The 23666-nt window shown below is 62.6% G+C and carries 16 protein-coding genes; all 16 read left to right on the forward strand.

Features of this window, described 5'->3' with window-relative positions; genetic code table 11:
• Nucleotides 1–121 precede the first annotated feature (121 nt).
• The 16 genes from addB to PQG80_RS01020 all read left to right on the forward strand — a co-directional run bounded on the left by addB (nucleotide 122) and on the right by PQG80_RS01020 (nucleotide 23646).
• A complete protein-coding gene (gene addB, locus PQG80_RS00945) occupies nucleotides 122–3721 on the forward strand; it encodes a helicase-exonuclease AddAB subunit AddB (RefSeq protein ID WP_271749242.1) in 3600 nt (1199 codons plus the stop codon).
• Entirely contained in the window at nucleotides 3718–7899 is a 4182-nt protein-coding gene (locus tag PQG80_RS00950; RefSeq protein ID WP_271749243.1) for a UvrD-helicase domain-containing protein, read from the forward strand. Before addB ends, PQG80_RS00950 begins: the two co-directional genes overlap by 4 nt.
• Nucleotides 7900–7972: 73 nt before the next feature.
• Nucleotides 7973–8569 (forward strand): hypothetical protein, encoded by a 597-nt coding sequence (locus tag PQG80_RS00955; RefSeq protein WP_271749245.1) that lies wholly within the window; start codon nucleotides 7973–7975, stop codon nucleotides 8567–8569.
• 122 nt (nucleotides 8570–8691) lie between these two features.
• Nucleotides 8692–9078, forward strand: coding sequence for a hypothetical protein (locus PQG80_RS00960; protein WP_271749246.1), 387 nt, complete (start codon nucleotides 8692–8694; stop codon nucleotides 9076–9078).
• Nucleotides 9079–9262: 184 nt separating this feature from the next.
• Nucleotides 9263–9619: a histidine triad nucleotide-binding protein gene (locus PQG80_RS00965; protein WP_271749247.1), complete on the forward strand. Its 357-nt coding sequence runs from the start codon at nucleotides 9263–9265 to the stop codon at nucleotides 9617–9619.
• Nucleotides 9620–9727: 108 nt separating this feature from the next.
• A complete protein-coding gene (gene rpsU, locus PQG80_RS00970; RefSeq protein WP_080840534.1) occupies nucleotides 9728–9901 on the forward strand; it encodes a 30S ribosomal protein S21 in 174 nt (57 codons plus the stop codon).
• A gap of 15 nt (nucleotides 9902–9916) precedes the next feature.
• Nucleotides 9917–10360, forward strand: coding sequence for a GatB/YqeY domain-containing protein (locus PQG80_RS00975; RefSeq protein WP_271749248.1), 444 nt, complete (start codon nucleotides 9917–9919; stop codon nucleotides 10358–10360).
• Nucleotides 10361–10559: 199 nt separating this feature from the next.
• Nucleotides 10560–11975 carry an NfeD family protein gene (locus PQG80_RS00980; RefSeq protein ID WP_271749249.1) on the forward strand — a complete coding sequence of 472 codons (1416 nt, stop codon included), beginning with the start codon at nucleotides 10560–10562 and terminating at the stop codon, nucleotides 11973–11975.
• A 42-nt stretch (nucleotides 11976–12017) separates the two neighbouring features.
• Nucleotides 12018–13007 (forward strand): flotillin-like protein FloA, encoded by a 990-nt coding sequence (gene floA / locus PQG80_RS00985; RefSeq protein WP_271749250.1) that lies wholly within the window; start codon nucleotides 12018–12020, stop codon nucleotides 13005–13007.
• 5 nt (nucleotides 13008–13012) lie between these two features.
• Nucleotides 13013–13669, forward strand: coding sequence for a hypothetical protein (locus PQG80_RS00990; RefSeq protein WP_271749252.1), 657 nt, complete (start codon nucleotides 13013–13015; stop codon nucleotides 13667–13669).
• Between the two features lie 367 nt (nucleotides 13670–14036).
• Nucleotides 14037–15371 carry a DegT/DnrJ/EryC1/StrS family aminotransferase gene (locus PQG80_RS00995; protein ID WP_271749253.1) on the forward strand — a complete coding sequence of 445 codons (1335 nt, stop codon included), beginning with the start codon at nucleotides 14037–14039 and terminating at the stop codon, nucleotides 15369–15371.
• A gap of 80 nt (nucleotides 15372–15451) precedes the next feature.
• Nucleotides 15452–16273 carry a sugar phosphate isomerase/epimerase family protein gene (locus tag PQG80_RS01000; protein WP_271749254.1) on the forward strand — a complete coding sequence of 274 codons (822 nt, stop codon included), beginning with the start codon at nucleotides 15452–15454 and terminating at the stop codon, nucleotides 16271–16273.
• Nucleotides 16274–16316: 43 nt separating this feature from the next.
• Nucleotides 16317–18674 carry a helix-turn-helix domain-containing protein gene (locus PQG80_RS01005; protein WP_271749256.1) on the forward strand — a complete coding sequence of 786 codons (2358 nt, stop codon included), beginning with the start codon at nucleotides 16317–16319 and terminating at the stop codon, nucleotides 18672–18674.
• Between the two features lie 19 nt (nucleotides 18675–18693).
• Nucleotides 18694–20298 carry an extracellular solute-binding protein gene (locus PQG80_RS01010; protein WP_271749257.1) on the forward strand — a complete coding sequence of 535 codons (1605 nt, stop codon included), beginning with the start codon at nucleotides 18694–18696 and terminating at the stop codon, nucleotides 20296–20298.
• A 193-nt stretch (nucleotides 20299–20491) separates the two neighbouring features.
• Nucleotides 20492–21853 carry a neutral/alkaline non-lysosomal ceramidase N-terminal domain-containing protein gene (locus PQG80_RS01015; protein WP_271749258.1) on the forward strand — a complete coding sequence of 454 codons (1362 nt, stop codon included), beginning with the start codon at nucleotides 20492–20494 and terminating at the stop codon, nucleotides 21851–21853.
• 149 nt (nucleotides 21854–22002) lie between these two features.
• Nucleotides 22003–23646 (forward strand): extracellular solute-binding protein, encoded by a 1644-nt coding sequence (locus PQG80_RS01020; RefSeq protein ID WP_271749260.1) that lies wholly within the window; start codon nucleotides 22003–22005, stop codon nucleotides 23644–23646.
• The last annotated feature ends 20 nt before the right edge of the window (nucleotides 23647–23666 follow it).

The following is a 23666-nucleotide window of genomic DNA, read 5'->3' on the forward strand; positions in this document are numbered from 1 at the left end:
AGTAATTGGAGTATTGGAGTATTGGAGTATTGGAGTATTGGAGTATTGGAGTATTCGAGTAATGGAGTAATGGCGTAATGCCGTATTGGCGTATTGACGGAAACGGAAGGAGGCGGAAGCCGTGAAGCTGAGATTGATCGCCGGCCGCTCGGGGAGCGGCAAGTCGCATCTGATCAAGCGGGAGATCGCCGAGCGGATCGCGCAGGATCCGGCGGGGCCGCCGCTGCTGCTGATCGTGCCCGAGCAGGCGACGTTCCAGACCGAGTACGCGCTGGCGGCGACGCCCGGACTGCGGGGGTTCATGCGCCTGCAGGTGCTGAGCTTCAGGCGTCTCGCGTTCCGGGTCATGCAGGAGACGGGCGGCTCGGCCGTCGTGCCGATCGGGGACAACGGCAGGTCGATGCTGATCCACAAGGCGCTCGTGCGCAGGCAGGCGGAGCTGAAGCTGTATCGCAGCGGCGCGGGCGGCGCAGGGCTGGCCGAACGCATCGGCGATCTGCTCACCGAGTGGAAGCGGTACGGCGCGAAGCCGGACGCCCTGCGTTCGGTGCCGCTGGCAGGACGCGACGGCCTACCTAATTTTCCTGGGACGGTTGGAGGACGCACCGCGCAGGAGCAGGCGGCGGCCGCCGCCGAAGGCCTGCTGTCGGACAAGCTGCACGATTTGACGTTGCTCTACGAGGACGTCGAGCGCGAGCTGGTCGGACATTATCTGGACGGGGAGGACGCGCTCGGGTTTCTGGTGAACGGCGCGCCGTCGTCGCCGCTGCTCGAAGGCGCGGAGATCTGGCTGGACGGCTTCCACGGCTTCACGCCCATGGAATATGCCGTCATCGATGCGCTGCTGCGACGGTGCTCGCGCGTGTCCGCGGCGCTCTGCCTGGATCGTCCCTACGGCGCCGGCGAGTCGCCGGACGAGCTGGACTTGTTCTACCAGACGGCGGATACGTCCTCGCGTCTGTGCCAGGCCGCCGAAGCGGCCGGCGCCGAGCTGGAGCCGGCGGTGCTGCTGCGCCCCGAGACGCCGCCGCGCTTCGCGGCGTGCCCGATGCTGGCCCACCTCGAGCGGGCGATGGACGGCCGTACCAGGTGGGCGGGCAGCGAGGCGATGCTGCAGCCCGCCCATCCGCGCTGCGGGATGTCGATCCACGAGGCGGTCAGCCGGAGGGCCGAAGCCGAGGCTGTCGCGAGAGATATGCTGCGCAGAGTCCGCGAGGGGAGCGCGCGCTGGCGGGACATGAGCGTGTTCGCGCGGAATCTCGACAGTTACGGCGACCTGCTCGCTTCCGTATTCGACGATTACGGCATTCCCTACTTCCTGGACGGCAGGGTCCGGGCCTCGCACCATCCGCTCGTCGAGTTCGTCCGGTCCGCGTTGGAATGCGTGATCGGCGGGTGGCGCTACGAGGCGTTTTTCCGCTGCGCGAAGACCGACCTGCTGCATCCGCAGGGGAGCAGCGTATCCCGGGAAGCTGTCGACGCGCTCGAGAACTACGTTCTCGCGGCAGGCATCGACGGCTGGCGTTGGCATGACGACCGCAGTTGGTACTCGCTGTCGGGCCGCGACCTGGACGCGGAGGAAGACCTAGATGAGAGCGAAGGGAGCCGCAGTCCGTCCATGCAGGCGATCCGGGCGACCCGGGACGGGCTGCTGTCGCCCCTCCGTACGCTGGAGTCGAGGTTCAAGCGGGCCAAGACGCAGGCGGACCTGAGCCGGGCGCTCTTCCTGCTTCTCGAGGAGACGGCCGCGCCGGACCGGTTGGAGCTGTGGAGCAGGCAGGACGATCTGGGCGGAGATCCGCTGCGCGCGCGCATGCACCGTCAGCTGTGGGACGGCGCGATCGGGCTGCTCGACGAGCTCGTGGAGCTGATGGGCGACGAGCCCGCGGACGCGGCGTTGTTCGCCGGCATGCTCGACGCCGGGCTCGAGTCCATCCGTCTCGGCGTCGTGCCCCCCTCCCTCGACCGCGTCCTGATCGGGACGCCGGAGCGCACGCGCACGGACCGCGTCTCGGTCCTGTACCTCCTCGGCGTGAACGAGGGCATCCTGCCGATGGCGATCAAGGACGACGGCCTGTTGTCCGAGGACGAGCGGACCAAGCTGGCCGAATCCGGCATAGGCATGGCGCCCAATGCCAGGCGGCGGCTGCTCGACGAAGAGTTTCTCGCCTATCTGGCGCTGACGACGCCTTCGAATCATCTGTGGATCGGCTATGCGCTCGCGGACGAGGAGGGCCAGAGCCTGATCAAATCCAGCCTCGTCGGGCGTATCCGGTCATGGTTTCCCGGCATACCCGTCTCGGCGGAGACGTCGGAACCGCAGCCGGGCTCGCCGGACGAAGCGCAGCTGTCGTTCGCCGTTCGCCCGGGACGCGCGCTCACGCATACGGTAGCCATGCTGCGCAGGCATAGGCAAGGCGACGCGCTGGCGCCGGGCTGGAAATCGGTCTATCGGTGGCTGTCGGAGCGCGAGACGTGGCGGTCGCGACTGTCCGTGTTGCTCTCCTCGCTGCGCTTCAGCAACGAGGAGCGGCCCCTTCGCGCGCAGACGAGCCTCCTGCTGTACGGAGACCGGCTGCTGGCCAGCGTGTCGCGGATGGAGCGCTTCGTAGCCTGTCCGTTCCGGCATTATGCCGCGCACGGTCTGCGGCTCAAGGAGAGGCGCATGTACCGCGTGGCCGCGCCGGATATCGGCCAGTTATTCCATGCCGCTTTGCGGCAGACGACGGAGAAGCTGCTCATGGGGGATCCTGCCGCGGGGGACATGGGACTATGGCACAGCGAAGCGGCCGCGGCCGTCGAACGGTTGCTGCCGAGGGTCCAGTCGCAGATCCTGCTGTCCTCCAACCGGCATCGCACGATGGCGCGCAAGCTCAGCCGGATCGTATCGCAGACGTCCGCCATGCTGGGAGAGCATGCCGCGCTGTCCGCCTTTCGCCCGGTCGGCCTCGAAGTGGACTTCGGCCCGCAGGGCATCATGCCGCCGCTGAGTCTGTATCTGGGCGACGGCAGGTGGATGGACGTCGCCGGCCGGATCGACCGCGTCGACGCGGCGGAGTCGCGGGACGGCACGCTGCTGCGCATACTCGACTACAAATCCAGCGCGGTCAAGCTGCGGCTGGACGAGGTTGCGCACGGGCTGTCGCTGCAGATGCTGACCTATCTCGACGTGGTCGTGACGCATGCGCCGCATTGGCTCGGCCGCCCGGCCAAACCCGCGGGGGTGCTTTATTTGCATGTGCACAATCCGCTGCTGCATACGGCCAACGGGCTTGACGAGACGGGGGCCGAGGAGGCGATCCGCAAGGAATACCGCATGGAAGGACTCGTGCTGGCGGACGGCGAAGCCGTCAAGCTGATGGACGAGTCGCTGGAGAGCAGCTCCAAGTCGTCGGTCGTTCCCGTCGAGTATAAAAAGGACGGAACCTTCGCCGCGCGATCCCAGGTGGCCGACGGCGCGCAATGGGAGACGCTGCGCAAGGCGGTACGGCGCAACATCTCCAAGATCGGCAAGCGCATCGTGGACGGCGACGTCGATATCGCGCCCTATCGTCTGGGCAAGAAGAGTCCCTGCACGGTCTGCGAGTTCCGGCCGGTATGCCAGTTCGACGGACAGCTCGAGGGCAACCGCCATCATGCGCTACGCCGGCCGGCGAACAAGGACGAGGTATGGGAGTGGCTCGGCGAGAGCGATGAGGAAGGGGGGGACGAAGAGAAATGACCGAATCGCGAAAAGATGCGGACGTCGACCAGCTGGCGGCTACATACGCAAGGCCCGCCGGCAGCCGTTGGACAGCGGAGCAATGGGCGGCGATCGCGGCGGACGGCCGCCATCTGCTGGTCGCGGCGGCGGCGGGCTCCGGCAAGACGGCCGTGCTGGTCGAGCGGATCATCTCCCGCATCGCGGACGAGCGCAATCCGCTCGACGTGGATGCGCTGCTCGTCGCCACCTTCACCAAGGCGTCCGCCGCCGAGATGAAGGAACGAATCCGGGCCGCGCTCGAGCTGAAGCTCGAGGAGGCGCCGGCCTCCGTTCACCTGCGCCGGCAGCTCGCGCTGCTGCCGCGGGCGTCGATCACGACGCTGCACTCGTTCTGCATGGAGACCGTGCAGCGTTACGCCCCGCTCATCGGGCTCGATCCCGGCTTCCGCATCGCGAACGAGACCGAGGCCGAGCTGCTGCGCATGGATACCCTCGACGAGCTGTTCGAGGCGCGGTACGAACAGGAGCTGGAGCAAGGCGAGGAAGGGGAGCTGGCGGTGCTGGCAGACCTGTACGGAGGCCAGCGAAGCGACGAGCCTCTGCACCGTCTCGTGCTGGAGCTGTTCGATTTCTCGCGCAGCCACCCTTGGCCGGACCGTTGGCTGCGCGATACGGCGGCGGCCTTCGACATCGGCGGGGAGGCGGATCTCGCCTCGTCGCCTTGGGTGCAGAGCATGCGCGCCGACGTGCTTCTGGCGCTCTCGGGCGCGGAGGGGCTGCTTCGCGGCGCGCGGGACCTCGCGGCGGCGCCGGGGGGGCCGCAGCCTTACGCGTCCACGCTGGCCGAGGACGCGGCGCTCGTGGCGGCATTGACCCGGACGGTGAATGCGAGGCCGTGGACCGAATGGCGCGAGGCGTTCGCGTCCGCGGACTTCGGACGGCTCAAGGCCTGCCGCGGCGACGGCTACGACCCGGAGCTTCAGGAGCGTGTGAAGCGGATGCGCGACGAAGCCAAGAAGACTGTGACCAAGCTCAAGGAAGAGTGGTTCGTCCGTTCTCCAGCGCAGTACGCGGAGGAGCTCGCGGCGCTGGCGCCCCGGATGCGCGAGATCGCGGAGCTGGTGATCGCGTTCGGCGACGAGTATGAAGCCGCCAAGCGGGACAAGGGGCTGCTCGACTTCGGCGACCTGGAGCATTACGCCTTGCGGATTCTCCGTTCGCCCGATTCGTCGCCCGACCGGATCAGACCCTCGGATGCGGCGCTGGCCTACAGGGAGCGGTTCCGCGAGATCCTGCTCGACGAGTACCAGGACACCAACGAGGTACAAGAGGCGATCGTATCTCTGATCGCACGCAGCGAACCGGGCAACGTGTTCATGGTAGGCGACGTCAAGCAGAGCATCTACGGCTTCCGCCTTGCCGAGCCGGGGCTATTCCTGGCCAAGTACAAGTCCTACGACGTCTGGACGCCGCAGGGTCCCGAATGCGCGGCAGACGCCGGGGATCGGTCGGTAGACGGCAGGGAAGAAGACGGAGTCGGTCGGGGCGTGGCTGCGGGACTCAGGATCGACCTGGCGCGGAATTTCCGCAGCCGCAGCCGCGTGCTGGACGCGGTCAATCATGTGTTCAGGCTGATCATGCGGGAGCCGGTTGGCGAGATGGATTACGACCTGCGCGCTGAGCTTATTTACGGGGAAGGGTATCCCGAAGAGGCGGCCCCTGCCGCAAGCGGAACCGAAGCGATGCCCTCGTATTCGGTCGAGATGCTGCTCATCGATTCGGGCAAAGAAGACGGAAAGACACGGTCCATCCCGTCGAACGCGGATGCGGATGCCGAGGCGGGCGGCGCGGCCGTCGGCGACTCGGACGGCATCGAGACCGAGGAAGAAGAGCTCGAGAGCGCCCAGCTGGAAGCGCGCTGTATCGCGGCCGAGATTGCCCGCCTGACCGGCACGGACGGCTCGGGGCGTCCTCCTTTCGCTGTTTACGAGGGCCGCAGCGGTCTGCATCGCCCGCTCGCCTATCGCGACATCGTCATCCTGCTCAGGGCCGCCACCTCGCTCGCGCCCGTCGTGCTGGACGAGCTGCGGGCGGCCGGAATTCCGGCCTATGCGGATCTCGCGACCGGTTATTTCTCCGCCGTCGAGGTGGACGTTACGTTATCCTTGCTCCATATCATCGACAATCCGGATCAGGACATCCCCCTGGCCGGGGTACTGCGCTCCCCAATCGGGGGCCTCAGCGCGGACGAGCTGGCCGCCATACGGATCGCGGACCGCGCGGGTTCGTTCTGGTCGGCCGTGCGGACCGCCGCCGGGACGCTTGAAGACCGCCCGCTCCGGGCCAAGCTCGCCAGGTTCGTCGAGCAGCTCGAGGGCTGGAGAAGTTTCGCGCGCAGGGAGCCGCTCGGGGAGCTGCTGCATGCCCTGTACCGGGACACCGGGTACTTCGACTTTGTCGGCGGACTGCCCGGCGGCGCGCAGCGCCAGGCCAACCTGCGCGCCCTGATCGATCGCGCCAGGCAGTACGAGCGCAACTCCAGCTATCGCGGACTGTTCCGCTTTCTTCGCTTTCTGGGACGCATGCGGGATACAGGCGGCGATCTCGGCGCCGCGCGGGCCGTCGGCGAGCAAGAGGACGTCGTGCGCGTCGTCTCCATTCACAAGAGCAAAGGGCTCGAGTTTCCGGTCGTTTTCGCGGCGGGCCTCGGGCGAAGGTTCAATCGCCAGGACCTGACCGGCATGTTCCTGCGACACAAGAAGCTGGGCTTCGGCCCGCGGATGGTCGAGCGGGTGACGCGCATCGCTTATCCGACGCTGCCGCAGCTGGCGATCCGCAGGCGCATGAAGGCCGAGCTGCTGGCCGAGGAGATGCGCGTGCTGTACGTAGCCTTGACCAGGCCCAAGGAAAAGCTGATTCTGGTCGGAACTACGAAAAACGCTGCGGGCGACCTCGATGCTTGGCGCCGGACGGCGGAGGATGCTTCCGACCGGCTTCCGGATCATGCGGTCGCGGCTGCCGGCCGGTATCTGGATTGGCTCGGGCCGGCTTCGATCTTGTCCGGGGCGCAATGGCTGGCCGGAGAGGCTTCTACCGACGCGGCCGAAGAATACGCCGCCGCAGCCCGCGAGGACGAAGGACCGCAGCCGCAGAAGCTGTCGGCCCGGGCATGGTCGTGCCGGATCGTACCTTCGCGCGCCCTTCTCTCGCCCCGGACGCCCGATCGGGCGGCGGAAGAGGGAGAGCCGCTCTGGAACCTCGCGACGCGGCTAGAGCCGTTGCCGGGGCACGTATCGCCTGCCGGCGAGGCGGCCTATGCCGCGCTCTCGTGGGAGGATCCGCACGCGGTCGCCGCGCGGTCCTCGGCCAAGACGTCGATCACGGCCATGAAGTCGGCGCGCGACTTCGAAGCGTTCGCCGGGTCGACGGAGGCGGCGAACCGCCAGGCACTCGGTACGCTTCCCCTCGAGCTGCCGGTCCGCGAAGCGCCGGCCGGGCTGCGAGAGCCGCCCGTCTACGACGCGCTGCCGGAGCATGAGGCCGAGTCCGACGGGCCGGATCTCGAAGAGATGCGCCATCCGGCCTGGAATCCCGAGGAGGTGCCCGACGCGGGCTACTGGACCTATCGGCTGCGCCGGCCCCGCTTCATGTCCGCGAGACGGATGTCCGCTGCGGAGCGAGGAACGGCCGTACACCTGGTCATGCAGCATCTGCCGCTCGGGCTGTCTCCGGATCGGGCGGAAGCGGAGATCGAGTCGCTGCTCGAACGACTGGCCGCGGATCTGATCTTGACGCCGGAGCAGCGAGACGCGGCTGCGGGCGTCGATATCGCGGGCTTTTGCAAGACGGAGCTGTACGCGCGCATGAGCCGTGCCGGCAGGCTGTGGAGAGAATGGCCGTTCAGCGCCGGCCTTCCCGCCGCCGAAGCGCATCCAGCCTCGAACGCGGACGAGCTGACGGGGGAGACGGTGCTCATTCAAGGCGTGCTCGATTGTCTGTTCGACGACGGAGAGCGGCTCGTGCTGGTCGATTACAAGACCGATGCCGTGCCGGACGGCGACTGGCAGGCCGCCGCGGAAAAGCACAGGTTCCAGATGGAGATGTATGCGCGCGCGATCGAGGGCATTATGGGGAGAAAGGTCGGCGAAGGTCACATCTACTTCGTGGAAGGCGGCGTATGCGCGCGCCTCTATTAACGCGGTTTTTCCCGCAACCGTCCGCGGATCGGACCGTATTACCTTCCTGAATTCGATAGAGAGGGATGGAGTCATGCCAGGCAAGAAGAAATACACCGTACCTATCATGCTGGTCATCATCACCTTGCTCACGTTCTTGATCGTCGTGCTGTTCTCCAGGGTGCTGCTGGATGGCCAATCGCTCAAGACCGAGCGCGGCGAAAGGCTCGCTGCGAGCTACAACTACTGCCTCCTCTACGCGAACGCGCTCAAAGAGACCGCCGACGGGCTGCTCGAAGCGGGCGACGACGCATCCCGCATGCAGGCGGCCAGGGCGCAGGGCAAGCTCGAACTCGCCGGCGGCGAATGCGCCGCAGGCGTGCTGGTCCAGGCCGGCACGCGTAGCGGGCTGAGCGAAGAAGCGGCTACATCCGCGGCCTCCGCGCCGCTCCGGAAGATCGAGGGCGCGCTTCAGAGGTTCGGCACCCGCATCGGCGCGCTGACCGACGAAGAGCGGACGTCGCTGACCGCCGCCGCGGCCGCCGCGGACAAGCTTGCCGCGGAGCTGCGCGCCTATACGCCGCCTACGGGCGCCGACCGGTTCAGGCAGATGCAGGCCGGCGTCGACTGGGTGCCGGTCGTACAGCGGTTCATCAAGGAACTCAACGGCGCCGCTGCGGCGATCGGGTGACGGGATCCGAATCGTCAGGCGTCTCGCATGATTCAGTTTCCGCTTCGAGGCGGTAGCCGATTGCCCGCATGGGCATATGCTGATAAAAATCGGCTGCAAAATCGGGGAGGCTGGCTGCATTTATGCTCAGGCTGGATATGAAGGCTTTATGCGAGGCGCATATGCATCGTTACGTAGAAGTGCAGGATCAGAACGGCATTTGCTATGACGGCATCGTAGAGTACATCGACGACGAGACCTTGTGTCTTGCGGTACCGGGAGCGATCGAGGACAGAGCGTTCGGTCCCGGCTTCGGTCCCGGCTTCGGCCCAGGTTTCGGTCCTGGCTTCGGCCCAGGTTTCAGTCCTGGTTTCGGTCCCGGCTTCGGCCCAGGTTTCGGTCCCGGCTTCGGTCCGAACTTCGGTCCGGGCTTCGGCCCCGGTCCGTTCCCGTTCCGGCCGAGGCGCTTCAGCAGATTGGCGCTTCCGTTGTACGCGTTGACTGCCTTGACGCTGCTCCCATACTATTGACGGACCGGACTCGCACTTAAGCGGGACGGAGCGGAGAATTTCTCCGCTTCGTCCCGTTTTGCGTTTTACAGCCCCATTTTCAGCGCATCACATAACAAGCCGTTGGGGACGAGCCAGATTGGACGCGCCCGAGCCGGGTAGAGTATGATAGGGCTAAACGACTTATTCGCTGGAGGCTGAACGTATGAGTACGCTGTTTACCAGGATCATCAACCGAGAGATTCCGGCCGATATCGTCTACGAGGACGAGGACGTGCTGGCATTCAAGGATATCCGTCCGCAAGCGCCCGTACACGTGCTGGTCATCCCTAAAAAGCCGATCCCGACGATGGACGCCGCCGAGCCGGAAGACGCGCTGCTGCTGGGCAAGCTTATGCTCGCTGCGCAGAAAGTCGCAAGGGACGCGGGCATCGCAGAGAGCGGTTACCGCCTGATCAATAACTGCAATCCCGACAGCGGACAGGAAGTGTACCACGTACATATTCACGTGCTGGGCGGCGAAAAACTGGGGCCGCTGAACGCCCGCCCTGCGCAAGCGTAAAACCTTTTTAATTCGCTCATCAGGAAAGTTGACACTGCCTTTCCCGATCGCCTATAATGAGGTTTGATAACCGTGTGTTGTGGTCTGTTCCGGAGGGAGGGAAAACAGGTGTCCGAAACGAAAGTTCGCAAAAATGAAACACTCGACGCTGCACTCCGCCGCTTCAAGCGTTCGATCGCTAAAGATGGCGTTCTCGCGGAACTGAAAAAACGCAAGCACTACGAGAAACCGAGCGTTAAGCGGAAGAAGAAGTCCGAGGCTGCTCGTAAACGCAAGTTCTAGGAGGAATTACGCATTATGAACCTCGCGGACCGTTTGAACGAAGACATGAAGCAGGCGATGAGGGCGCAGGATAAGTTTCGCCTGACCACCATTCGCATGGTTCGTGCGGCGGTCAAGAATCAAGAGATTGAGCTGCGCCGCCCGCTCGAGGATAGCGAAGTAATCGAGATCCTGAGCCGCGAAGTCAAACAACGCAAAGATTCCCTCCAGGAATTCAGCAAAGCCGGCCGCGACGATCTGGCTACGGCCGCAGCGTCGGAGATCGATATCATCAGCGAGTACCTGCCTGCACAGCTAGGCGAGGAAGAGATCAAGACTCTCGTTACACAGACCATTCAAGAGACCGGTGCTTCTTCCAAAGCCGATATGGGCAAGTTGATGGGCGCTCTGATGCCCAAGGTTAAAGGACGCGCGGACGGCAAGCTCGTCAACCAGATCGTCCAGCAGCTATTGCAATGATTATCTCGAGAACGACAGGCACTCCCCTTACGGGGAGTGCTTTTTGCGTCGTTGCGGCATCCTAGGGGTATGAGGAAGAGGGGCTGGCCTCCTCATTAATGAAACGTAAAGCCCTTACATAACGTATGAAAAGGCACACGAGTTGCGGTATGCCACACGATTGCCGTAACCGGAATTTTCCGAGGATGGGGGTTGACATATGACCCGTCATGGCGAAGCGCTGAGTTGGACGGGGTTGCGGACGTTAGCGAGGCGATCCTGGCCGCTTGCAGCTTTGCTGCTGCTGGCGCTATCCCTAACGACCGGCGCCGTCGCGGCGCAGGCGGAGACCAAGGAAGCCCCGGCCGTCGCCGCTGAAGGCTACTCCGTCTATGTGATACCCGTCAAAATGACGGTCGAGCGCGGACTTGCCTCGTTTCTGGATCGGGCATTGAGCGAGGCCGAGGAGGCGGGGGCGGCGCTGGCCGTGCTGGAGATCGATACGCCTGGCGGGAGCCTCGCAAGCGCGGAGGCGATCGCGGAGCGCATTAGATCGGCCGAGGTACCGACGATGGCCTTCGTAAAGGGCAAGGCCGCATCGGCCGGCGCATACATCGCGCTGAACGCGGACCGCATCTACATGGCGCCCGGCTCGACGATCGGCGCGGCGATGGTGGTGAACGGAGCGGGCGAGGCCGTGGAGAGCCCGAAGATCGTTTCCCACTGGAGCTCCGAGATGAGATCCGCGGCCGAGATGAATGGGCGCGACGGACAGATCGCCGCCGGGATGGTCAATCCCGATATTGTCGTTGAGATGAAGGCGCTGAACAAAACGAAGCAAAAAGGCCAGATTATCTCCTTGAGCGCGGACGAAGCGCTCAAAACGGGATACGCGGAAGGAAAAGCGGCGACGGCCGAGGAGGCGATCGCAGCCGAAGGCTTGGCGAAACTCCCGGTCGTGCATGAGAATCCGTCGCTCGCAGAGCGCATCTCCCAGATGCTGACGAGTCCCGGAATCGCGACGCTGCTGCTGATGGTAGGAATCGCAGGCGTGCTCATCGAGTTGATCGTTCCAGGCTTCGGCGTCCCCGGCATTTTGGGACTTCTGTCGTTCGGCCTGTATTTTTTCGGTCAGCAGGTGGCGGGCTTCGCGGGACGCGAGTCGATCGTGCTGTTCGTGGCGGGAATTGCGTTTATCGTCCTGGAGATGTTCGTGCCGAGCTTCGGGATTCTCGGACTGCTCGGAGGCGCGGGCATCGTGAGCGGCGTCGTTACGGCCGCCTACGATACGGGCAATGCCTTTGAATCGCTTGGCTATGCCCTGTTGATCGCGCTCGTGCTGGTCGTTGTCGTCGCCTACGTCTTCCGCAGGCGGGGCATCTGGAACCGGTTCATCCTGCACGAGCGTCTCACGGCGGATCAGGGCTTCGTGCCGAGCGGGGACGGGCGCGAGCTGCTCGTAGGAAGCGCCGGCGTGACGCTGTCTCCATTGCGTCCGGCCGGCGTTGCGGAGATCGCGGGCAGGCGCGTCGACGTCATCTCGGGCGGCGAATTCCTGAATGCCGGGCTGCGGATCGAGGTCGTGTCCGTCGACGGCACGCGAATCTTGGTCAGGGCCGCGCCATTGGCGGAGTAACATACTTCTTTACACCAAATCGACGAACCGGAGGGATTGCTTTTGGATCCGAATGTACAGCTCCTGATTATTGGCGCTCTAATCATTATCGCGCTTGCCGTGTTTTTCAGCTTTTTCCCTTTTATGCTCTGGATCTCGGCGCTCGCATCCGGCGTGCGCATCAGCATCATCACGCTGGTCGCCATGCGGCTGCGTCGTGTCGTGCCGAGCCGGATCGTCAATCCGATGATCAAGGCGACCAAGGCGGGGCTTGGACTTGATATCAACCAGCTCGAGAGTCACTTCCTGGCCGGAGGCAACGTCGACCGCGTCGTCAATGCGCTGATCGCGGCGCAGCGCGCCAACATTCCGCTGCCCTTCGAGCGGGCTGCCGCGATCGACCTAGCGGGCCGCGACGTCCTGCAGGCGGTGCAGATGAGCGTCAATCCGCGCGTTATCGAGACGCCCACCGTCTCCGCCGTCGCGAAGGACGGCATCGAGGTCAAGGTCAAGGCGAGGGTGACCGTGCGCGCCAATATCGACCGGCTCGTCGGCGGCGCGGGCGAAGAGACGATCATCGCCCGCGTAGGGGAGGGCATCGTCAGTACCAACGGTTCCGCCAACTCCCACAAGGACGTGCTGGAGAATCCGGACATGATCTCGCGCACCGTGCTTGCCAAGGGTCTCGATGCCGGCACCGCCTTCGAGATTCTGTCCATCGATATCATGGACGTCGATATCGGCAAGAACATCGGCGCGCATCTGCAGACGGAGCAGGCGGAGGCCGACAAGCGCATCGCCCAAGCGAAGGCGGAGGAGCGCCGCGCGATGGCCGTCGCGCAGGAGCAGGAAATGAAGGCGCGCGTCGTCGAGATGCGTGCGAAGGTGGTCGAGTCCGAGTCCGACGTGCCGCTCGCGATGGCCGAAGCGCTGCGCGGAGGCAAGATGGGCGTCATGGATTATATGAATCTGAAAAACCTCGAGGCCGACACGCATATGCGCGGCTCGATCGGCCGCGGCGAAGCGGGTCCTAACAACGGCGAGGAGCGCTGATCGCCATGGAGCAGCTGATCGGATTTTTGCTCGGCAACATCCACTTCGTCATCGTGATTTTGGGCATCCTTTTCGTGCTGCTGCGCAAGTCTCCATTGGAGAAGCCGCCGGGCGGCAAGCCCGGCAGCCGGCCGTCGGACAGCCGGCCGTCCGGCCGCATGCCGGACTTCGGCGGCGGCGGGCTGCCGAGGCCCATGCGGCCGGCAAGCGAGCCGAGGCCGGCGTCCATGCCGGCTGAGGCGCAGCAGCCGGTAGAACGGCGCGAGGGACCGGCTCCCGCGCGGCGCCAAGCGCCGACCGTGATCTTGCCTTCGCGGCCGAGGCGCGCGGACGAGGCGGGCGGCGGGGGCGGCTTCGCGGGTGCCGGAGACAAGCAGATCGTCTACCGCGACCCTGGCAGTCCGCCGCAGGCCCCCGTGCCTTGGGCGGGCGAAGGCGAATCCGGCGGCGAAGGCGTTCCCTCGGCGTCCGCCGCGCAGGCCGCTCGCGAGGATGCCGCCTATCACGAGGCCGCGAACGCGTCTCAGATGTACGCAGACGCGCATCCGCAGGCAGCGGTCCCGCGGGCGGCGGCGCGACAGAAGCACGGCGAGCTGGCTCGCGCCGTGATGTGGGCGGAGATTCTCGGACCGCCGCGTTCCCGCAAGCCTTTCCGCAGATAGCGGACCATTCGACGCAACAAAACTTAAGCCGTCTTGACCGGGCATCGTCCCGGCAAGGCGGCTTTTTCGCGCGGCGGCATGTTCCATACCGTATGTAAGATCGACATGGCGCGAGGAAACGATTGATACATTCATATTCGTAATTAACCTAACATAGATGTGACTGAATTATTCATTTTTCCCCAAATGGACCGATTCATGTCAAGTAATCTTCGCATAAAGCGTAAAAGGGATGACCCATCTTTAAATCGGACTATATCCAACGATCCTTTTTCATCGCTATAGTTAGCGTATATGAGGGCGGTTACATTCCTTTTGGACGGCCATTTCGGAATACGCCCGCGTCTGGGAAGGAGATGGGATGAAGATGAGCCGATCGGAAAGGCTGGCCTTGCTCGGAGGAACCAAAGCTATCACGGATAAGCCGGGCGACCTGTTCACATGGCCCATTATAACGGAGGAAGACGAGGCCGCCGCTTTGGACGTACTGCGCAGAGGCGTGATGTCGGGCACGGAGATCACGATGCAGTTCGAACAAGAATTCGGCAGGTGGATGGACGTCCCGTACGCCCTTGCCTTTAATAACGGCACCGCATCGCTGCAGGCGGCCATGTACGGCTGCGGCATCGGCGTCGGCGAGGAGATCATCGGTCCGAGCATCACCTATTGGGCTTCGGCCCTGCAGGCGTTCTCCTTGGGCGCCACAGCCGTATTCGCCGATATCGACCCGGTGACGCTCTGCCTGGATCCGCGCGATATCGAACGCCGGATCGGCGAGCGGACCAAGGCTATTATGGTCGTGCATTATCTGGGGCATCCCGCGGATATGGACGCGATCATGCGCATCGCGGACCGCTACGGCCTTAAGGTCATCGAGGACGTATCCCACGCCCACGGCGGACTCTATAGGGGCCGCAAGCTCGGCTCGATCGGCCATGTAGGCGCGATGTCGCTCATGGCGGGCAAGGCGCTGGCGGTCGGCGAGGGCGGCATGCTGACGACGAGCGACCGGACGATCTACGAGCGGGCCGTCGCGCTCGGCCATTACGACCGGTTCAATGCGGAGATCGCGGATCCGGCGCTGGCGCCGTACCGCGACCTCCCGCTCGGCGGCTACAAATACCGGATGCACCAGATCAGCTCGGCCGTCGGACGCGTGCAGCTGAAGCATTACGATGCGCGTCACGCCGAGATCGGTCGCGCGATGAACCGCTTCTGGGACCTTCTCGACGGGGTTCCGGGCATACGGGCCCACCGGCCGGACAAGGATGCTCCGATGCGGACCGGCGGCTGGTATGCCGCGCGCGGGCACTACAAGTCCGAGGAGCTGGGCGGCTTGTCGGTGACGCGCTTCTGCGAAGCGGTGCGGGCTGAGGGAGTGGACGGCTGTCATCCGGGGTGCAACCTGCCGCTGCACAGACATGCGCTGCTGCAGACGGCCGACGTTTACGGCCACGGCAAGCCGACGCGGATCGCGACCGCGGTACGCGACGTAAGGCAGTTGGACGATTCGCTGCCGGTGAGCGAAGAGATCGCCCGCAAGGTATTCAGCGTCCCCTGGTTCAAGCATGACCGGCCGGACGCGATCGAAGCGTACGCCATGGCGTTCCGCAAAGTCGCGGAAAATTACCGGGAGCTGCTGCCCGGCGATCGGGGCAATCCCCGCGAGCTCGGCGGATGGAGCCTTTATCGCAAAAAGTAAATGAAGCCCCAAATCCGGCGCCCGACTGCGATTTCCTCTTTTAGACGACCTGACTTTCGTTTAGAATGCTAGTATATTGGTTGAACTGCCAGGCAGCGTCCGATTGGCGGACGGAAAGGACTGATCTTATCTTATCGACCGGGCTCGTATCCGTAACCTTCCGCAAGCTGTCCCCCGCGGAGATCGTATCTCTCGCCGCGCAGGCCGGTCTGGACGCCATCGAATGGGGCGGGGACATCCACGTACCGCCCGGAGATTTGGATCTGGCCAGGCAAGTCCGGGACCTGACGGCGTCCGCCGGTCTCCAGGTTGCCTCCTACGGTTCCTATCACCGCGTCGGATATGACGCCGACTTCCGGCTGGTGCTCGACACCGCCGACGCGCTGGGCGCCCCGTCTATCCGGATCTGGGCGGGTCGCCAGGGCTCGTCGGAATCGGACGATGCCAACCGCCTCCGGATCGCGGAGGAAACGCGGCGCATGGCGAATTCGGCCAGGGAGCGGGGCATCGGACTATCCTTCGAATTTCATGACGGCACATTGGCGGACACGAGGGCATCCGCTCTTTCACTCATTCAATCCATTGACAGCGACAACGTATCCTTGTATTGGCAGCCCCAGATCGCAGCGGCCCCGAAAGAAAACCTGAAGACGTTAACCGCGTTTTTCCCATGGCTATCGAATATTCATGTATTCCACTACGACGAACAACGACGGCAGCAGCCGCTCGAAGAGGGCGAACAAGCGTGGCGGTCTTACGTCGATGCCGTTCGCGGCACGGGCAAACCGCGTTTTATCCTGCTGGAATTCGTGAAGGACGGAGAGATCGGACAGTTCCAAAGGGATGCGGCCGCGCTTAACCGCTTGGTCCGGCTGGGCCGCGCGGACGAGATCGTTCGCTAGAGAGCCGCAAGCGTACGGAGTCCAGTGGCAGGAGGGAAGAGATATGACTTTACTCCGGAACCTGAATCAACGAAAAAGCATCTTTGCGACCCTTCTCATCTCCTATATCGCCATTCTTCTCATTCCGGTCGCGATCGGCGCTTTTCTGTACCAGCGCGTCGAACATATTATGGCGGACAACGCCAATCGCACGAACCTCGGTCTTCTTGATCAGGTCAAGCTCGTGGCGGAGAACCGGTTCGCCGAAGTCGACAGCCTGTCGGTCCAGCTCTCGTTCAACCCCAAGCTGCAGTGGGCGTTGAGCAATTACGAAAACGACTATACGAAAAGCCAGTTTAACCTGGTGGAAATCATGAAGGATTTCCGGAACGTCAATAAAGTCAGCAGCTTCATCGATAACTTCTTCGTTTATTTCAAAAACACGGATTCCGTCCTTACGACGGCCGGCAAGTACGATTCCCCCTTTTTCTTCAGCAAAATACTCAAGTTCCAGGACCAGAACGTCGACTGGGTGAAACGGAACCTGCTCGCCGGCAATCCCGACACGACGTACCTGCCCGTATCCTCGATCAAGGAGGGGGAACGAACGAGCAGCGTCATCACCTACGTTCAGTCGCTGCCGATCGGAGAAAAGGTCAACGTCAAAGGCTACCTGGTCGTATTCATCAAGGAGCAGGAATTCGATCATCTCATCGCGCAGATCGAAAAGGTGAACAAAAGCTCCATCTCGATCGTCAACGACAAGCAGCAGATCATCATGACGACGGACAAGAGCCGGCAGCTGAGCCCGAAGCTGCTTGCGAAGCTCGATGGTCAGAGCGGGTACGACGACAATGCGTTCGCGCAAGACGGCAAAGCGATGATGCTCTCATATACCACGGGCCAGAACGGATGGAAGTACGTCTCGGTCGTGCCGAAAAAGATGGTGCTGGCGCAAGTCACGGTCGTGAAGAATATGGCGCTTATGCTGCTTTTCCTCTGTCTGGTCGCGGGCATCGTGGCCGCCTACGCGATGGCATACCGGAATTACAGCCCGATCCGCGACGTCGTACGCACCATTATGCAGGACAATAACGATACGCAGCGAAACGATAACAACGAGTACGATTACATCAAGCAATCCATCCTTCGGTCGCTGGGCGAGAAAAACCAGCTGCGGCAGACGCTGACGCAGCAAGCTCCCGTCATTCAGGCTAATTTTCTCTCCCGGCTCATCAAAGGACATATCGAGGCTTCTTCCGTTCAAGACGATGCCTTCAAATTCATGGGGCTGCAGTTCGAGCACGAGTACTTCGGGGTGATCCTGCTCGAGATCGAGGACTGCCGGGAATGGCTGAAGGAAGATACGGAGCGAGAATGGGCGAACGTCCGGCTGATTCTGTCCGACCTGAGCATCGGCCTGCTGGAGGGCCGCGGCTATATCGTGGAGCTGGATCGCAACCGGTTGGCCATCCTGACCAATACGCCGCTGCCCTCGGAACATACATACCGGGAGCGAACGGCGTTTATCGAGCAGCTGCTCGAGGCCGCGGGACAGCGCCTGCCGATCAAGATCACCACGGCCGTCAGCCAATATCACCGGGGCGCAGAGGAGATCGGCAAGTGTTACCGCGAGGCGCTGTTCGCGCTGGATTACCGGATGATTAAAGGCGCCAATACGGTCATCTATCACGAGGAAATCGCGAACCTGGAGCAACAGTCGTATCACTATCCGCTCGAATCCGAAGTCCAGCTGATGAACTTCGCCAAGAGCGGCGATTATGCGAGCGCCGAACGATTGTTGGACCAGACGTACGAAGCGAATTTTCAATCCAACGGCATCTCGCCCGAGATGGGCAAGTTCCTCATGATCGATCTGCTGAGCACGCTGGTCAAGGTGATGAACGGGCTGCCGCTATCGGACAAAAAACGGCTGGAGAGCAAGATCGATCCCGTCAAGGTCATCGCCGAGTACGCCACCGCGGAAGATATGATGAATCAGATCAAGGCGTCGTACAGGTTGATCTGCAAGTTCACGAAGGAAGAAAAGACGGAGCACGGCGACCGGCTTCACGCCAGAATATGCCATTACATCAACGAGCACTACGACGACAGCGGCCTGAGCTTGTCGCTGATGGCGGATCACTTTCAGATCAGCCTCCAATACTTGTCCACCTTTTTCAAAAAGCACAGCGGTCAAAATATAACCGATTATATCGCCGCGGTACGGATTCGGAGGGCGAAGGAACTGTTGGCCGATTCGTCGATCACGATGGGAGATATCGCGGTAAAGATCGGATACGCGAACGCGGTCAGCTTCGTCCGTTTCTTCAAAAAGGCGGAGGGCGTGCCGCCGGGCAAGTACAGGGAGCTGCTGGAGCGCCACGGCGCCTCCATCCCGGAGGCCGCCGAAAACGGATAACGCGTCAGGAGGGGAAAGGATGGAGCAGCCGATCATCAAAGGGTGCGCAGCGCTGCTGACGGCAGCGGCGCTGCTCGGCTGCCTCATGACCGGCTGCCGCAGCGACGGCAGCGGCGAAGCGGCCCGTCCGGATACGAGCAGCGGCGTAGACGCGAGATATCCCGGCTCCGTCACCTACTGGGTGGCGATGGACCAAGATGCGGCGGTCACGCTGCGGGATTACGGCGAGATGGGCTTGTACAAGCAGCTGGAAAAAGCGACGGGCACCCGCGTCAAGTTCCAGCACCCCGAGGCGGCGGAATTCGAGGAGCAGTTCAGTCTGATGATGGCCACCGGCGAGCTCCCGGACGTGGTCTATACCAACTGGGCGGATAACTACCCGGACAAGGCGATCCAGGAAGGCAAAATATTGCGCCTGAACGAGATCATCGAGGAATACGCGCCGAACTTGTCCAGGCTGCTGAAGGAGAAGCCTCATATCAAGAAGGCGATCACTAGCGCCGAAGGCAATATCTACATGTTCCCGGCGATCGCCGACGATCCGCAAATTTTCGTCTATCACGGGTTGATGGTCCGCAAGGATTGGCTGGACCGCTTGAACCTGAAGCCGCCGGGTACGATCGGCGACTGGGAGCGCATGCTGATCGCGTTCCGCGACGGCGACCCCAACGGGAACGGCGAGCGGGACGAAGTTCCGTTCTTCTACCGTCAGACCGACATGGAGAGCAGTTACCCGTTCATCGGCGCATACGGCATCACGACCGGGATGTACCACGAAGGCGGCACCGTCAAGTACGGGCCGATGCAGCCGGCGTTCAAGTCGTATCTGACGCTTATGAACAAGTGGTATGAGGAAGGCTTGATCGACCGGGATTACCTGACCTCGGATACGAAGGTAAGGGACGGTCTGATGCTCGGAGACCGGCTCGGATCGATGGCCGGCTGGGCCGGCAGCAACATGGGCGCTTACATGCAGCTCGAGAAGCAAGAGAATCCGGCGTTCAGGCTGATCGGCGTCCCGTTCCCGACGCTGCGGACAGGCGGCAAGGCGCTCTCCAAGCCGGCTCCGCTTATTTCCGGGCAAGGCTCGGCGATCTCCGCCTCCGCCCGTCATCCGGAGCAGATCGCGGCATGGCTGGATTATGGATACGGCTCGGAAGGCTCCGTCCTGTACAACTTCGGCGTAGAGGGCGAGAGCTATACGATGGTGAACGGGAAGCCCAAATATACCGACCTCATCCTGCATAATCCGAACGGGCTGTCGATCTCCCAGGCCTTGGCCGCTTATGCGCTCCAGCCTTCGGGCGGTCCCTTCGCTTCCGATCTGGAGGCCGACAGGCAGTGGCATGCGGATCCCGAACAGGCGGAGGCCATGACGGCCTGGATCCAGGCGGACCATGCCAAGGAGCTGCCGCCCTCGCTGCTTCAAGCGCAAGAACAGGCGAAGTACGCGTATATCATGACGGACCTGAATACGTACAAGGACGAAATGGTCAATAAATTCATTATGGGCGCCGAGTCGCTGGACGGGTTCGACTCCTTTACGAGGAAGCTCGTCCAGTTGGGGATCCAAGAAGCGGTCGCGCTCTATCAGACCGCCTATGACAGGTATTTGGAAAAGTGACCGGCCGTGCGGAGCCGCCTCGAGAACTGACGAGGCGGCTTTTTTGCGTTTATTCGGCGCTTCAAAAGCGGCGGAAGCATTCTTTTTTACGACAGACGTAATCCGGTTAACCGATCTATAAAACCGACTATATCCGGTTCGCCCTTCTCTTACTATAGTGGCCTTAGGTCGGAGCGGGAAAGGGGCGGAGCGGATGAGACGAAGGTGGGAGACCTCCGCCGTGCCCGAGGGACGGCCGCGCGATCCGGCGGCGAATCCGTTATGGCTCGGGACGGCCAAAAAGGATATTACGCCGCGGCAGCCGATGCCGCTGGCGGGCTTCGGTCACCGGACGGGATCCTTCGAGCAGGTGGCGCAGCCGCTCTACGTGAAGGTCTGGCTGTTCCAGCGGACGGACGCGCAAGGACGCCGGAGCAGGGCGCTGCTGGCGCAAGCGGATATACTCGCCTGGAACGAGAAAAGAATGGACTTCATTCTCGGCAAATTGGAAGCGCTGTACGGGCTGAAGCCCTCCGCGGTCATCCTTCAAGCGAGTCACACGCACTGCGGTCCCTGGACCGTCGATCTGTTATATCCCTCGCAGGCCGAATACGTGCGCTTCCTTGAAGCGCAGCTGCTGGCAGGCGTCGAGGAAGCGTGCGGCAAGCTCGTTCCCGTCGTGGCGGAACAGGGATTCGCGACGTGCGATCTGGGAATCAACCGACGCAGGTTCGTGGAGGGCCGCATGACGATGGCGCCGAATCCCGAGGGTCCGACCGATCCGGAGGTTCGGGTCGTCCGGTACCGGGAACGGTCGTCCGCCCGGGAGGTGGGCGTGCTGTTCCACTATACATGCCATCCGACCGTCACGGACCGCAACGTTATATCCGCCGAATATCCCGGCATCGCGATGGATAGGATCGAATCGGCGCTGGGCGGCGGGGCTATCGCGTCGTTCCTGCAAGGCTGCTGCGGCGATGTCCGACCCCGCATGATTCGGGAAGGCGAGTTCTACCGCGGCGATCTGGAAGACGTCCGTCGACACGGCGACCGGTTGGCCGAAGTCGTGCTCTCCGTCCTAGACCGTCCTATGAAGATGCTGGCCTCATGCCCGATCGTGACCCGGTCGGCCGATACGGTGCTGCCGTTCGCTACGATGCCCGATCTCGCGGAGCTCGCAGCCGCTAGCGCCGAGCCCGGCATGGCCGGCGATTGGAGCCGCCTGCTGCTCGGCGATCCGAGCCGCCTCGCGGCGGGCATCCGGCTGCGGATAAATGCCGTGAGACTCGCCGAAGGCCTGACGCTGGTCGCCATGAACGGAGAGATGACGGTCGCTTACGGCTTGTTTCTCAAAAAGCTGGCGCAGGGCGGCGAAGTGCTCCCGCTCGCGTACAGCAACGGCATGATCGGCTATGTGGCGACTGCCGCCCAGCTCGCGGAGGGCGGCTACGAGGCCCGGGACTCCATCTACTATTTCGGGCTGCCCGCTCCCTTCGCTCCGGAGACTGAAGCCAAGATTCAAGCTTCAGTTCTTGAATTGCTGAGGGGAATCGGATTGCGGACGAACGTTCCATAAACGGATTTATTACATGTCAGAAAAGTTAACACAAAAACGTAATTCGGATAATGAATGCATAAATCGGGCTATATGCGGAGCGGAAGCGCGCCTTTTATAGTAAAAGCGAGCCTAGAGGCCAATTTGAACCTTGGGGAGGGTTAAGCTCAATGAAGAGATGGAGAGGAAAAGGATTGACCGCAGGCTTGTCGGTCACGATGCTGGTCGGACTCGCTGCCGCTTGCAGCGGCAACAATGAGGAGCCGACGGCAAGCTCAAGCGGCGCCGCGCCTGAAGGCACGAAAACGGAAGCCGCCGCCCAGCCAAGCACGGGACCGAAGTACCCTGCGTCGCTGTCGTACTGGGTGCCGATGGAGACGGACGCGGCGGTCACGATCAAGGATTACAACGAGATGGGACTGTACAAGGAACTGGAGAAGCGTACGGGAACCAAAGTCGAATTCCAGCATCCGCCGGCAGGAGAGGCGCAGACCGAAGATCAGTTCAATCTGATGCTCGCCACGGGCAAGCTCCCCGACGTCATCTATACCAACTGGGCGTCCAACTCTCCCGACAAAGCGATCAAGGATGGCAAAATTCTCCGCCTGAACGAGCTGATCGATCAATACGCGCCTAATCTTGCGCAGATTCTCAAGGACAAGCCGAACATCCGCAAGGCGATCACGACGGATGAGGGCAATATTTTCGTCTTCCCGCTGATCGGCAGCGATCCGCCCGTCTACGCTTACAACGGCCTGATGATCCGCAAGGATTGGCTGGACAAATTGAACCTGACCGTACCTACGACGATCGACGAATGGGAGAAGACGCTGATCGCCTTCCGCGACGGGGATCCCAACGGCAACGGCAAGAAGGACGAAGTCCCTTATTTCTATCGCCAGACGGACGTCGAGACCAGCTATCCGTTCATCGGCGCTTATGGCATCGCACCGGGCTTCTATCAGGAGAACGGCACCGTCAAGTTCGGCCCGATGGAGCCGGCGTACAAAGATTACCTTACTCTGATGAACAAGTGGTACGCGGAAGGACTCATTGACAAGGACTACCTGACATCCGATACGAAAATCCGCGACAACAAGGTGCTGAGCGACCAGCTAGGCGCGCTGGCAGGCTGGGCCGGCAGCGGCCTCGGCGGCTATATGCAGCTCAAGAAAGACAAGGATCCGAACTTCAAGCTCGTCGGCGCCCCGTTCCCGTCGCTGAAGGCGGGCGAAAAGGCGATCTCGAAAGGGAGCGTGACGATCACCGGCTTGGGCTCCGCGATATCCACGTCGGCCAAAAAGCCCGAAGAAATCGCGGCATGGCTGGACTACGGCTACAGCAAGGAAGGCAGCCTCCTTTTCAACTTCGGCGTGGAAGGCGAGAGCTACACGATCGTGAACGGGAAGCCGCAATACACCGATCTGATCCTGCACAACCCGAAGAACCTCTCCGTCTCTCAGGCGCTGTCCACCTATGCGCTGCAGACGTCGGGCGGACCGTTCGCCTCCGATCCCGAAGCCGACAGACAATGGCACTCCGATCCGGAGCAGTCGGACGCGATGAGCCTCTGGGCGGCAGCCGACCATTCCAAGGACCTGCCGGGCTCGCTGCTGAATGCGGATGAGCAGGCGAAGTTCGCGAGCATCATGACCGACCTCAACACTTACAACAGCGAGATGACCAACAAGTTCATTATGGGCCAGGAGCCGCTGACCAAGCTTGACGAATTCGTCAAGACCTTGAAGCAGCTGGGCATCGAGGACGCGATCAGGCTGAATCAAAGCGCCTACGAACGCTTCCTGTCCAAATAAGGCAAGACGATCGTCCGCGG

Source organism: Cohnella rhizoplanae, from assembly GCF_948329515.1.
Classification (GTDB): Bacteria; Bacillota; Bacilli; order Paenibacillales; family Paenibacillaceae; genus Cohnella; species Cohnella rhizoplanae.

Coding starts and splice junctions, on each gene's coding strand:
- PQG80_RS00950 (WP_271749243.1), top strand. CDS start 3,718: ATGACCGAATCGCGAAAAGATGCGGACGTCGACCAGCTGGCGGCTACA.
- PQG80_RS00955 (WP_271749245.1), top strand. CDS start 7,973: ATGCCAGGCAAGAAGAAATACACCGTACCTATCATGCTGGTCATCATC.
- PQG80_RS00960 (WP_271749246.1), top strand. CDS start 8,692: ATGCTCAGGCTGGATATGAAGGCTTTATGCGAGGCGCATATGCATCGT.
- PQG80_RS00965 (WP_271749247.1), top strand. CDS start 9,263: ATGAGTACGCTGTTTACCAGGATCATCAACCGAGAGATTCCGGCCGAT.
- PQG80_RS00975 (WP_271749248.1), top strand. CDS start 9,917: ATGAACCTCGCGGACCGTTTGAACGAAGACATGAAGCAGGCGATGAGG.
- PQG80_RS00980 (WP_271749249.1), top strand. CDS start 10,560: ATGACCCGTCATGGCGAAGCGCTGAGTTGGACGGGGTTGCGGACGTTA.
- PQG80_RS00990 (WP_271749252.1), top strand. CDS start 13,013: ATGGAGCAGCTGATCGGATTTTTGCTCGGCAACATCCACTTCGTCATC.
- PQG80_RS00995 (WP_271749253.1), top strand. CDS start 14,037: ATGAGCCGATCGGAAAGGCTGGCCTTGCTCGGAGGAACCAAAGCTATC.
- PQG80_RS01005 (WP_271749256.1), top strand. CDS start 16,317: ATGACTTTACTCCGGAACCTGAATCAACGAAAAAGCATCTTTGCGACC.
- PQG80_RS01010 (WP_271749257.1), top strand. CDS start 18,694: ATGGAGCAGCCGATCATCAAAGGGTGCGCAGCGCTGCTGACGGCAGCG.
- PQG80_RS01015 (WP_271749258.1), top strand. CDS start 20,492: ATGAGACGAAGGTGGGAGACCTCCGCCGTGCCCGAGGGACGGCCGCGC.
- PQG80_RS01020 (WP_271749260.1), top strand. CDS start 22,003: ATGAAGAGATGGAGAGGAAAAGGATTGACCGCAGGCTTGTCGGTCACG.